The sequence below is a fragment of the Herbaspirillum sp. UBA812 genome (assembly GCF_002296545.1).
In the GTDB taxonomy this organism is placed as follows: domain Bacteria; phylum Pseudomonadota; class Gammaproteobacteria; order Burkholderiales; family Burkholderiaceae_D; genus Herbaspirillum; species Herbaspirillum huttiense.
This window is the reverse complement of the sequence record NZ_DBIC01000060.1, coordinates 15,418-27,977: the sequence shown is the minus strand read 5'-3', so window position 1 is coordinate 27,977 and position 12,560 is coordinate 15,418. Positions and strand designations below refer to the sequence as shown.

Here is a 12,560-nt window from a genome sequence, read left to right as displayed (position 1 = left end):
GGGTTCGGGTTCGCACGAGTTCCACGTGATCGCCGCCACCGGTGAGGACGCACTGGTCTATTGCCCGACCTCCGATTACGCCGCCAACATGGAAGCGGCCGAAGCGCTGCCCGTGGACAGCAACCGTGGTGCCGCCACCCAGGCGCTGGAAAAGACCGCCACGCCGGGCAAGTCCAAGTGCGAAGCCGTGGCCGAACTGCTGGGCCTGCCGCTGGCACGCACCGTCAAATCCATCGTGCTGGCAGTGGACAACGAAGATCCGGCCAAGAAGGAAATCTGGCTGCTGCTGCTGCGCGGCGACCATGAACTCAACGAAGTGAAGGCCAGCAAGATTCCGGGCCTGTCCACCTACCGCTTCGCCAACGAAGCCGAGATCGTTGAATGGTTCGGCACGCCCCCGGGCTACCTGGGCCCGATCGGCACCAAGAAGCCGGTCAAGGTGGTGGCCGACCGCACGGTCGCCAACATGGCCGATTTCGTCTGCGGCGCCAACGAAGCCGATTTCCACTACACCGGTGCCAACTGGGGCCGCGACCTGCCCGAGCCGCTGGTGGCCGATATCCGCAACGTCGTTGAAGGCGATGCCTCGCCGGACGGCAAGGGCGTGCTGGCGATCCAGCGCGGCATTGAAGTGGGCCATGTTTTCCAGCTGGGCACCACCTATTCCGAAGCGATGAAGGCGACTTACCTGGATGAGTCCGGCAAGCCGCAACCGCTGGTGATGGGCTGCTACGGCATCGGCGTCACCCGTATCCTGGGCGCGGCCATCGAACAGAATTTCGACGACCGCGGCATCATCTGGCCGACCTCGATTGCGCCCTTCGAAGTGGTGCTCTGCCCCATGGGCTATGACCGCAGCGAAGCCGTCAAGACCGAAATCGACAAGCTGTACGCGCAACTGACCGAGGTGGGTGTGGATGTGGTACTGGATGATCGTGGCGAGCGTCCGGGCGCGATGTTCGCCGACTGGGAACTGATCGGCGTGCCGCATCGCATCGTGGTCGGTGACCGTGGCCTCAAGGATGGCAACATCGAATACCAGGGTCGCCGCGATGCAGAAGCCACCCAAGTACCGCTGGCCGAGGCGCTGGCCTTCATCCAGGGCAAGCTGGCCGCCTGATCTTTCCACAGGCTGCAATGACAAAGGCGGACGCCATGGCGTCCGCCTTCGTTTTTGGGGAGAGCGAAATTACTTGGCCGGGACGATGGTCACGGTCTCGCGCAGGATGCCGCCCGAGGCGACGCTGCCATCGCTGTTGCCCTGGCCGTTGACGCGCTTCTCGCAATCGATGCGATCCGATTGCGGCAAGCCCTCACAGCGGCGCAGGGCGTTTTCCTTCAGTTGCGCTGCGCCCGGATCGGTCAGCGTGCCGCGCGCAGCGGCTTGCTGGGCAGCACCGGCTTCACGCAGGCAGGTAGCGCGGTCTTCGGTGGAGGCGCCGCTCTTGCAGGCGGCGATCTGCTGCTGGTATTCCGAATTGCCGGCCTTGCCCGCAGCGAACACGTGCGAGGCACCGCCCAGGGCGGCCAGGCCGATCACGAGGGCGCTGGCCGAACGCAGCAGTTGGTGACGCAGGGTGGCGGTTTGGTTTGGCATGGTCATTTCCTTTCTCTTGGTCATGAGCGTCCAGGCTCATCAGTGGATGGCACAGGGATAGACCCGGTTTCCGGTTTTCGGTTCTTTTATTCAGTTCTGCCGGAGGCGATGTGAGCTGGAAAGCTGAAACCGGCCTTTGCGGCCAGTGCCACACCCTGCATAACCGCCATGGTAGGCGGTGACAGGCCTGCTCGCCATCAGAGAAGTGCTGCATGCGGCGTCAGACAAGAGGAAAACCGCGCACAAGGCCACGGCTGCTGAAACATCCGGAAACAAAAACGCCCGCATGACATCTGCGGGCGTTTTTGTTTGCAAGTCGCTTGCAAACCGCGGGCGTCGATCAGCTCAGGTGAGCCGAGATCAGCTTGGTCATTTCAAACATCGTGACTTGCTTCTTGCCACCGAAGATTGCCTTGAGCTTGTCATCGGCATCGATGTTGCGCTTGTTTTCGGCGTTCTGCAGCTTGTGCTTCTTGATGTATTCCCAGACTTTCTTGGTCACTTCAGTGCGTGGCAGCGGCTTGGCGCCGACCACCTCGCCCAGGGCTGCCGACGGCGTCAGCGGCTTCATGAAGGCGGCATTGGGAGTACGTTTTGCTGCGGGCTTGGCGGCGGGTTTTGCTGCGGCTTTCTTGGGAGCGGCTGCCTTGGGAGCGGCCTTCGGTGCGGCTTTCGGCGCTGCCTTGGCTGCAGGCTTGGCTGTGGCCTTGGGAGCGGCGGCTTTGGCGGCCGGTTTGGCGGCTGCCTTGGCTGCGGGTTTGGCTGCGGGTTTTGCTGCTGGCTTCTTTACTGCGGCTGCTGCTTTTTTTGCTGTGGCCATCGGAAAGACTCCTCACAAGAATGAGATGAATGCGTCATTTACGCACCGCTAATAGTGGTGCTCTTTGCACGGCCACGCAAGTATTTTTTAGTGGATTTTCCCGTGAAAGCGCCAGGAAACAACGAGCCGCCCCGATCCGCCGTCAAGCCGCGCCGGTAAAGGGATCGCGGCGGATCGTGGAAGTCCGGAAAAGGGCTGCTTTGGCGATATCGGAGGTGAAGCAAAAGCGATGAAAGAAGGGCATGTTTTCGTGCGCATGAAGCGGGCAGAAAACGCATCCGGAGAGATGGGAGCGGGTCTGGAAAACGGAGGGGAAACGCGGAGGAGGGGAGTTTTTCCGACGCCAGAAGAGACCGCCGGAGGTCGTGCAGAAGGGCTGCAAAGCCTTGTCCAGCAAGGCTTTGCAGCCAGAACGGTCAGCGCATGCCGCCCGGCAGCATGCCCTTCATGCCACGCATCATCTTCATCATGCCGCCGCCCTTGAGCTTCTTCATCATCGATTGCATCTGCTCGAACTGCGACAGCATGCGGTTGACTTCCTGCACCTGCACGCCGGCACCGGCGGCGATGCGGCGCTTGCGGGTGGCCTTGATCAGTTCCGGCTTGGCGCGTTCCTGCGGGGTCATGGAGTTGATGATGCCTTCCATGCGGCGCACCTGTTTCTCGGCCTGGTCCATGTTGGCGTTGCCGGCGGCGGCCTGCATCTGGGCCGGCAGCTTGTCGAGCAGGCTGGTGAGGCCGCCCATCTTCTTCATCTGCGACAGTTGCGCCTTGAAGTCATTGAGGTCGAACTTGCCGCCGCCCTTGATCTTGTGCGCCAGGTCCTGCGCGGCTTCCATGTCCACGCCCTTGCGTGCCTCTTCCACCAGCGCCAGGATGTCGCCCATGCCCAGGATGCGGTTGGCCATGCGCGAGGGATCGAAGGCTTCCAGGCCGTCGAGCTTTTCGGCCACACCGGCGAACTTGATGGGCTTGCCGGTGATATGGCGCACCGACAGGGCAGCGCCGCCGCGCGAGTCGCCGTCCAGCTTGGTGAGCACCACGCCGGTCAGCGGCAGGGCGTCGTTGAAGGCCTTGGCGGTGTTGATGGCGTCCTGGCCGAGCATGGCGTCGACCACGAACAGAGTTTCGATGGGCTTGATGGCGGCGTGCACGGCACGGATTTCATCCATCATGGCCTGGTCGATGCCCAGGCGGCCGGCGGTGTCGACGATCAGCACTTCGTGGTGGTGCTTCTTGGCGTAGTCCAGCGCGGCCAGGGCGATGTCGACCGGCTTGTCGGTCGGCTGGCTGGGGAAGAAGTCGGCACCGGCCTGGCCAGTCACGGTCTGCAGCTGGCCGATGGCGGCCGGGCGGTAGACGTCGGCGGAGACGGTCAGGACCTTTTTCTTCTTGTTCTCGCGCAGGTACTTGGCGAGCTTGCCGACGGTGGTGGTTTTACCGGCACCCTGCAGGCCGGCCATGAGGATGATCGCCGGCGGCTGGGTGGCAAAGTTCAGTTGCGAGGCTTCGGCACCGAGGTCGGCGCCCATCAGGCTGGCCAGCTCGCGCTGGACCACGCCGACCAGCGCCTGGCCAGGGGTGAGCGAGCCGATGACCTCTTCGCCCATGGCTTTTTCCTTCACCTTGGCGATGAACTCGCGCACGGCGGGCAGCGCCACGTCGGCCTCCAGCAGGGCCAGGCGCACTTCGCGCAGCATCTCGGCGGTATTGGATTCGGTCAGTCGCGCCTCGCCGCGCATGGTTTTGACGACTTTGGCGAGGCGTTGGGTCAGGTTGTCTAGCATGGTGATATCTGCAAATGAATGGGGGCGGAAAGGCCGCAGGGCCGCTGGCCGGGACTACGACGCACCGGGAGTGCGCAGGCGGGGCGGCGGGCAATCCTGCATTCTAACCGATCAGCCCCGCTGCGCCCCTGCCGGCGCGTGCGGCCCAGATGGGGGCGCTACGTAAAATTAACAGCTTGTACGGCTTGCGCTCTTTGTGTATACATGGGCGCTGAATTTCCAAGCGCACAGAATAATCAAGGCCCCTGCCACGCAGCACGGGCCAACGCCATCGAGACTGCCGGCCTGCACGACTGCCGCCGGCGCGCCGTATCAACAACGATACACACAAGAGGAGAGTGGAAATGCAACAGCAAAAACCAAAACAAAAACAATGGATCGCGCTGGCCCTGCTGGCCTGCGCCGGATTTTCGGCCAGCAGCCACGCGGCCGACGACGTCATCCGCCTGGGCAACCTGAAGTTCGCCCACTATGGTGCGGTGTCCTACATCAAGGAGATCGCCCCCAAGTGTGGCATCAAGGTCGATGAAAAGGTCTTTGCCAAGGGCCCGGACGTGATGCAGGGCATCCTGGCCGGTGAGCTCGATGTGGGCACGACCGCCTCCGAGGCTGCCATTTCGGGCCGGGCCAACGGCGCACCGATCTATGTGGTGGCCGGTTTCGCCAAGGGAGGCGCGCGCCTGGTGGCGGGCAAGGACTCCGGCATCAAGTCGGTCAAGGACCTGAAGGGCAAGAAGGTGGGCGTCACCCGGGGTGGCATCCATGAAGTGCTGCTGGATGCCGAACTGGGACAGAACGGCCTTTCCGCCAAGGATGTCACCATCGTCTATCTGGCCTTCGCCGACCTGAACCAGGCCCTGCTGGGCAAGAACATCGACGCCATGATGCAGAGCGAGCCACAATCCTCGCAGGCCATCAACAAGGGCTTCGGCGTGGAAGTGATGAAGCCGTATGACACCCCGATCGGCGAGCCCTATCGCACCATGGTGATGACCGAGAAGTTCTACACCGAGAAGCGTCCGCTGGCCGAGAAGTTCATGCGCTGCTTCCTGGAGGCGACCAAGACCTTCATCGACAAGCCGGAAGTGGCCGAAAAGTACGTGCGTGAAGTGATCTTCAAGAACCAGATCAGCAAGGAAGACTTTTACGACGCCATCGGCAACTCGCCCTACGCCTACGACATCACGGCCGAGCACATCCAGGTCACCACCGACACCATGGCCAAGTACGGTACCGGCAAGATGGCCAAGCCGCCGGTGGCCAAGGATTGGGTGAAGACCGATCTGCTGGAGCAGGCCAAGAAGAGCATGAACCTGAAGTAAGACGGGGGAATCTCGATGGCAAAGAACAACAAGGGCAGCTTCCTGCAGGGGCTGCTGGTGCCGATCGTCGTGATCGCGCTGTGGGAGGGCGCGTCCCGGGCTGGCTGGATCAATCCGCAGATCCTGCCTTCGCCCTGGGCGGTCCTGAAGAAATGGGTGGAATACGCCACCCCGCTCAAGCCCTATGAGCCCGAGGCCGGCAGTTGGCTGGCCTGGGCCTTCTCGGGCGAACTGATCATGGATGCCATCGGCAGCCTGTACCGGGTGGTGGCAGGCTTCCTGATTGGTGCCGGACTGGCCCTGCCGCTGGGCTTGCTGATGGGCTCCAGCCAGCGCATCTATGGGCTCATGAACCTGACGGTGCAGGTGATCCGTCCGATTCCGCCGATTGCCTACATCCCGCTGGCCATCCTCTGGTTCGGGCTGGGCAATCCGCCGGCGCTGTTCCTGATCTCGCTGGGGGCGTTCTTCCCGGTGCTGATGAATACCATCGCCGGGGTGCGCCAGGTCGACAGCATCTACCTGCGCGCGGCCCGCAATCTGGGGGCGAGCCAGTCCACGCTGTTCCTGCGGGTGATGCTGCCGGCGGCGGTGCCCTACATCCTCTCGGGGGTGCGCATCGGCATCGGGACTGCCTTCATCGTGGTGATCGTGGCCGAGATGATTGCGGTGAGCAACGGCCTGGGTTTCCGCATCATGGAGGCACGTGAATATTTCTGGTCGGACAAGATCATCGCCGGCATGATCACCATCGGCCTCCTGGGCTTGGCGATTGACCTGGGCATGAGCCGCCTCAACAATTACATGCTGCGCTGGCATCGCGGGCTGGAGAACTGAGATGAACCAGACAAATGCTTCTCCGCGCATTCGTATACAGAATGTGCACAAGGTCTTCAAGACCGATGACCGCGAGGTCGTGGCCCTCAAGGACATCCATTTCGATATCCCGGATGGCCAGTTCGTCTGCCTGCTGGGCCCTTCCGGCTGCGGCAAGTCCACGCTCCTGAATGCCATCGCCGGCTTTGCCCTGCCATCGTCCGGCCAGATCCTCACTGGTGACAAGGTGGTCACCGAGCCGGGACCGGATCGCGGCATGGTGTTCCAGGAATACGCCCTCTTCCCCTGGATGACGGTGGAACAGAACGTGGCCTTCGGGCTGGAGATCAAGGGAACGCCCAAGGCCGAGATCCACCAGCGCGTCACGCAATTGCTGGACAAGCTGGGCCTGATCGACTTCCGCACCCGCTTCCCCAAGGATCTCTCGGGCGGCATGCGCCAGCGGGTGGCCATCGCCCGTGTGCTGGCGCTGGATTCGCCCATCATGCTCATGGACGAGCCTTTCGGCGCCCTCGATGCGCTGACCCGCCGCAACCTGCAGGATGAGCTGCTGCGCATCTGGGACGAGTTCAGGAAGACCATCGTCTTCGTCACCCACAGCATCGAGGAGGCCATCTACCTGGCCGACCGCATCGTGGTCATGACCTATCGTCCCGGCACGGTCAAGCGCGACATGCTGGTGAACCTGCCGCGCCTGCGCGATCCGGCGGACCCCGAGTTCAATGCCTTGAAACGCGAACTGGGCCAGCTGGTGATGGAGGAGCAGCAGCGCCATCACAATGCCGAGATGAAGGCGGCGGCGGTCGACTGACGCGGCTGCAGCTCTCTATAGTGAAGCGTCCGACACGGCAGGCAAGCCCTGCCGTGTCGCATTTGGCGGGCCCGATTCGCGCGCCGGCTGACCGGGCGCAAGCGGGCCGGGGGCCGAGATAGTGTAAACTCGGGTGATGCAAACTTATTTTTTCATCCTGGCTGCGCTGCTCTATCTGGGCTGCGCCTTCATGCCTTCGGAGCGGCGCGTGCCGATTTCGGCGGGCATCGTGGTCGGCTGGATGCTGCATGGCGGGGCGCTGCTGTCGGACATGTTCGCTCCCGACGCACTGCGGGTGGGCTTTGCGGTCATGCTGTCGTCCACGCTGTGGATCTCGGTGGCGGCCTACTGGCTGGAAAATCGCAATTTCTCACTCGACAGCATGCGCGTGCTGGTCTTGCCGGTGGCGGCGGTGGCGGTGGTGCTGCCCAGCGCCTTTCCCGGCAACATGGTGGCGCTGGCCGGCAAGTCCGACTGGTTCCTGGCGCACATCGCCATCTCCATCCTGGCCTACAGCACGCTCACCATCGCCGCCTTCCATGCGGTGCTGATGGTGCTGCAGGAGTCGCGCCTGCATACCCGGCCTGGTCCGGCCGCCCAGTCGGGCTGGTTCGGGCTGGCGCTGGATCGCCTGCCGGCGCTGCTGACCATGGAAAAGCTGCTGTTCCGCCTGATCGCCTTCGGCTTCACTTTGCTGACGCTGACGGTGCTATCGGGTGTCGTCTTCTCCGAGCAGTTGTTCGGGACACCATTCAAGTGGGACCACAAGACGGTCTTCACCATGCTGTCCTGGCTGCTGTTCGGCCTGCTCCTGGCCGGCCGTCGCTGGCAGGGATGGCGGGGGCGGACCGCGCTGAGCTTCACGCTGGCCGGGTTCGCCATCCTTTTATTGGCTTATGTGGGCAGCCGGTTCGTTCTTGAAGTCGTGCTGCATCGGGTTCTGACATGAAATATCTGATTTGGCTGGTGGTCCTGCTGGCCGTGGTGGTGTGGTTCCAGCGCGCCAAGAAATCCATGCTGGCCGGCAGCGACCGTCCCGCCGACGGCAACCCCGCCGCCGAGCCCGAGCCGGGCATGCCGCGTCCCAAGCCCTCGCGCTTTCGCCGCCGTGGCGACAGCAATGTCGAGACCATGGTGCAATGCGCGCATTGCGGCATCCACTTCCCGGCCTCCGAGGCGGTGGTCCACGCCTCCGGCGCGCAATACTGCTGCGAAGAGCATCGCCGCCTGGCTTCCTTCTGAGCATGGACGCTGTCTTTTCTGACCCCGGCGCCTGGATCATTGATGGCGACGGCTGGTGCGATCACGCCCGCCGCGAACCCTCGCCCAATTGCGACGAACGTCCCGAAGGCGTGGCCGCCGAACTGCTGGTGATCCACAACATCAGCCTGCCACCCGGTGAATTCGGCGGCCCTTATATCGCCGACCTGTTCTGCAACCGGCTCGACTTTGACGCGCATCCCTATTTCGACCAGCTGCGTCCCCTGTGCGTCTCTGCCCACTTCCTGATCCGCCGCGATGGCGAGGTGGTGCAGTTCGTCCCGGCCCATCGCCGCGCCTGGCACGCGGGGGTGTCCAGCTTCGAGGGACGCGAGCGCTGCAATGATTTTTCCATCGGCATCGAGCTGGAAGGGACCGACTTTGAACCCTTCACCGAAGCCCAATATGAGACGTTGGTGCAGCTCTCCCAGGCCCTGGTAACGCGCTACGGATTGACCGCCGTGGCTGGCCACGAACACATCGCGCCGGTGCGCAAGACCGACCCCGGACCCTTCTTCGACTGGGACGGCTATCACAACAAAATGGTGAAAATCGTTAACGCGGCGCAATTGCGCTTCCCCGTTGGCCTTCACAAAAGTCAAGCTTGAGCAGCACAAAAATTCTCTAAATAGCGGTTGCATCTGCCCGGACCCGCTACTAGAATTAGTCCCATTCGATGTTTTGATACTAGATGTAGTGTTCAGTTGAACTTGTTGTTGGTGTCGGGCCTTCATCCACGGCAGGCCCGTTTCAGGCAGTGCTTCAGAAGGTGCAAGACCCGCGAGGCAGTAACCAAGTACGACAACGCCCCCGGTTCTCCTTCTTTTAATTCCGTTCCACACATCAGTTTCAAGCAGTTTTGCGTCAGCATGAATGTCCACGCAAGGGACAGTCATTGTGGGACGCTTCCGCCGTTCGCGGGTCCTTTGCCGTTCGGGGCCCGGATGAAGTTATTAGCAACGCAGGTGGCAACCCCCGGCCATCTGCCCCATGTACCCCAGGAGGCTAAGTGCGCTCAACCCAAGAAATTTCCGTCAAATCGCCCGCTCCGTTCGGCACCTCTGCCGAGCTGGAAGGTTCCGCTGAAGGCCAGGCCATCGTGTCCCAGACCGCTGGCCTGGGCGAATACCGCATCATCCGCCGCAATGGCGCGGTGGTCGGTTTCGAGCCCTCTAAGATTTCCATCGCCGTGACCAAGGCCTTCCTGGCCGTCAACGGTGGCCAAGGTGCCGCTTCGGCGCGCGTGCGCGAGATGGTCGAGCAACTGACCACCAACGTGGTGTCGGCGCTGGTGCGCCGCCAGCCCACCGGTGGCACCTTCCATATTGAAGATATCCAGGATCAGGTCGAGCTGGCCCTGATGCGTTCGGGCGAGCATGACGTCGCCCGTGCCTACGTGCTGTACCGTGCCAAGCGCATGGAAGAGCGCGCCCAGCAAGGCGCCGCCACCAAGACCGAAGTGGCCGCACCGCAACTGCACGTGACCGAAGACGGCCAGAGCCGTCCGCTGGACATCAACGAAGTCCGTTCCCTGATCGCCGCTGCCTGCGTCGGCCTGGAATCGCACGTCGATGCCGATGCCATCCTGTCCGAAACCGTCAAGAACCTGTACGACGGCGTGCCCGTCGAAGAGCTCTACAAGTCCGCCATCCTGGCTGCCCGCGCGCTGATGGAAAAGGACCCTGCTTACAGCCAGGTGACCTCGCGCCTGCTGATGCACACCATCCGCAAGGAAGTCTTCGGCAAGGAAGTGGCCCAGGCGGACGCCCCGGCCGAGTACCTGGAATACTTCCCGCAATACGTGAAGAAGGGTATCGAGGCCGAGCTGCTCGACACCAAGCTGGCCCAGTTCGACCTGGCCAAGCTGGCTGCCGCCATCAAGCCCGAGCGCGACCTGCAGTTCGGCTACATCGGTCTGCAGACCCTGTATGACCGTTATTTCCTGCACATCAGCGGCACCCGCATCGAGATGCCCCAGGCGTTCTACATGCGTGTGGCGATGGGCCTGGCACTGAACGAAATCGACCGCGAAACCCGCGCCATCGAGTTCTACGACCTGCTGTCCTCGTTCGACTTCATGAGCTCGACCCCGACCCTGTTCAACTCGGGTACCCAGCGTTCGCAGCTGTCTTCCTGCTACCTGACCACGGTGGCCGACGACCTCGACGGCATCTACGAAGCCATCAAGGAAAACGCCCTGCTGGCCAAGTTCGCCGGCGGCCTGGGCAATGACTGGACCCCGGTGCGTGCCCTGGGTGCGCACATCAAGGGCACCAACGGCAAGTCGCAAGGCGTGGTCCCCTTCCTGAAGGTGGTCAACGATACCGCCGTGGCGGTCAACCAGGGCGGCAAGCGCAAGGGTGCAGTCTGCGCCTACCTGGAAACCTGGCACATGGACATCGAGGAATTCCTCGAGCTGCGCAAGAACACCGGCGACGATCGCCGCCGCACCCACGACATGAACACCGCGAACTGGATTCCCGACCTGTTCATGAAGCGTGTGATGGAAAAGGGCGAGTGGACCCTGTTCTCGCCCTCCGACACCCCGGACCTGCACGACAAGTTCGGCCGTGCCTTCGAAGAAGCCTACACCGCCTATGAAGCCAAGGCCGCTCGTGGCGAGCTGAAGCTCTTCAAGAAGGTGCAAGCCAACGACCTGTGGCGCAAGATGCTGTCGATGCTGTTCGAAACCGGCCACCCGTGGATCACCTTCAAGGATCCTTGCAACATCCGTTCGCCGCAGCAACACGTGGGCGTGGTGCACAGTTCCAACCTGTGCACCGAGATCACCTTGAACACCAACGAGAGCGAAATCGCTGTCTGCAACCTGGGTTCGGTGAACCTGCCGGCGCACCTGGTCAATGGCGAGCTGGACCATGCCAAGCTGCAAAAGACCATCCGCACCGCCATGCGCATGCTGGACAACGTCATCGACATCAACTACTACGCCGTCAAGAAGGCACGTGATTCCAACCTGCGCCACCGTCCGGTGGGCATGGGCATCATGGGCTTCCAGGACTGCCTGCACATCAAGCGCGTGCCGTACGCCTCGATGGACGCCGTCGAATTCGCCGACCGCTCCATGGAAGCCGTCTGCTACTACGCCTACATGGCTTCGACCGAACTGGCCGAAGAGCGCGGCCGTTACGCTTCCTACCGCGGTTCGCTGTGGGATCGCGGCATCCTGCCGCAGGATTCCCTGAAGCTGCTGGCGCAAGAGCGCGGCGGCTACCTGGAAACCGACAGCACCGAGACCCTGGACTGGGCCGCCCTGCGTGCACGCATCGCCGAACACGGCATGCGCAACTCGAACTGCGTGGCCATCGCCCCGACGGCGACCATCTCCAACATCATCGGCGTGTCTGCTTGCATCGAGCCGACCTACCAGAACCTGTACGTGAAGTCGAACCTGTCGGGCGAATTCACCGAGATCAACGAGTACCTGGTGCGCGACCTGAAGGCCCGTGGCCTGTGGGACGAAGTCATGGTCGCCGACCTCAAGTATTTCGACGGCAGCCTGGCCAAGATCGACCGCATCCCGCAAGACCTGCGCGACATCTACGCCACCGCCTTCGAAGTGGATCCGTCCTGGCTGGTGGAAGCCGCCTCGCGTCGCCAGAAGTGGATCGACCAGGCCCAGTCGCTGAACATCTACATGGCCGGTGCTTCCGGCAAGCGCCTGGACGAGACCTACAAGCTGGCGTGGCTGCGTGGCCTCAAGACCACCTACTACCTGCGCACCATCGGCGCGACCCACACCGAGAAGTCCACTTCCCGTGCGGGTGCACTGAACGCCGTGGCCGTTGACGGCGGCGCCGGTGCCATGGCGTCGGCACCGGCCGTGCCGGCCGCACCGATCGCTTCGGCTGCCGCTGCTTCGGCTGCCTACGTGATGCCGAACCCGGGTGCTTCGATCGAAGCCGATGGTCCGGTCTGCACCATGCGTCCGGGCGACGCGGGCTTCGAAGAGTGCGAGGCCTGCCAGTAAGTAATCCGGGCAGGGCCGGGACGGCCTGCTGATGAGGATGATCCAAGGTCATCCGAGATGACGGCAGCACCACTGTCCCAAGTCCTGCCCACCCTAGCCGGCGCATCGCGGTGAACTTCACCGGATGCGCCGTTGTCA

11 protein-coding genes are annotated in these 12,560 nt (G+C 62.8%); 8 read left to right on the top strand and 3 right to left on the bottom strand.

What is annotated here, in order from left to right:
• A partial coding sequence (gene proS / locus B3873_RS03890) for a proline--tRNA ligase (RefSeq protein WP_286864129.1) occupies positions 1-1,120 on the top strand: 1,120 nt, incomplete at its 5' end.
• 69 nt (positions 1,121-1,189) lie between these two features.
• Here proS and B3873_RS03885 read toward each other — a convergent pair.
• From B3873_RS03885 to ffh, 3 genes are all read right to left on the bottom strand, one after another.
• Positions 1,190-1,597 carry a hypothetical protein gene (locus tag B3873_RS03885; RefSeq protein WP_134221188.1) on the bottom strand — a complete coding sequence of 136 codons (408 nt, stop codon included), beginning with the start codon at positions 1,595-1,597 and terminating at the stop codon, positions 1,190-1,192.
• 340 nt (positions 1,598-1,937) lie between these two features.
• Positions 1,938-2,417: an SWIB/MDM2 domain-containing protein gene (locus B3873_RS03880; protein ID WP_286864128.1), complete on the bottom strand. Its 480-nt coding sequence runs from the start codon at positions 2,415-2,417 to the stop codon at positions 1,938-1,940.
• A 416-nt stretch (positions 2,418-2,833) separates the two neighbouring features.
• Complete coding sequence (ffh, locus tag B3873_RS03875; RefSeq protein WP_039790476.1) at positions 2,834-4,204, bottom strand: signal recognition particle protein; 1,371 nt, start codon at positions 4,202-4,204, stop codon at positions 2,834-2,836.
• A gap of 344 nt (positions 4,205-4,548) precedes the next feature.
• On the opposite strand from ffh, the gene B3873_RS03870 reads away from it, so the two are divergent.
• From B3873_RS03870 to B3873_RS03840, 7 genes are all read left to right on the top strand, one after another.
• Entirely contained in the window at positions 4,549-5,526 is a 978-nt protein-coding gene (locus B3873_RS03870) for an ABC transporter substrate-binding protein (RefSeq protein ID WP_286864127.1), read from the top strand.
• A gap of 15 nt (positions 5,527-5,541) precedes the next feature.
• Positions 5,542-6,363, top strand: a complete 822-nt coding sequence (locus B3873_RS03865; protein WP_039790479.1) for an ABC transporter permease — start codon at positions 5,542-5,544, stop codon at positions 6,361-6,363.
• A gap of 1 nt (position 6,364) precedes the next feature.
• The gene (locus B3873_RS03860; protein ID WP_034334689.1) at positions 6,365-7,174 is read left to right on the top strand and encodes an ABC transporter ATP-binding protein; all 810 of its coding nucleotides are present in this window, start codon (positions 6,365-6,367) and stop codon (positions 7,172-7,174) included.
• A gap of 136 nt (positions 7,175-7,310) precedes the next feature.
• Positions 7,311-8,123: a cytochrome C assembly family protein gene (locus tag B3873_RS03855; protein WP_039790480.1), complete on the top strand. Its 813-nt coding sequence runs from the start codon at positions 7,311-7,313 to the stop codon at positions 8,121-8,123.
• Positions 8,120-8,416, top strand: a complete 297-nt coding sequence (locus tag B3873_RS03850) for a PP0621 family protein (RefSeq protein ID WP_209533706.1) — start codon at positions 8,120-8,122, stop codon at positions 8,414-8,416. Before B3873_RS03855 ends, B3873_RS03850 begins: the two co-directional genes overlap by 4 nt.
• A 2-nt stretch (positions 8,417-8,418) precedes the next feature.
• Entirely contained in the window at positions 8,419-9,042 is a 624-nt protein-coding gene (gene ampD / locus B3873_RS03845; protein ID WP_286864125.1) for a 1,6-anhydro-N-acetylmuramyl-L-alanine amidase AmpD, read from the top strand.
• Between the two features lie 401 nt (positions 9,043-9,443).
• On the top strand, positions 9,444-12,422 hold the full coding sequence (locus tag B3873_RS03840) for a ribonucleoside-diphosphate reductase subunit alpha (RefSeq protein WP_286864124.1): 2,979 nt from the start codon (positions 9,444-9,446) through the stop codon (positions 12,420-12,422).
• Positions 12,423-12,560 lie beyond the last annotated feature (138 nt).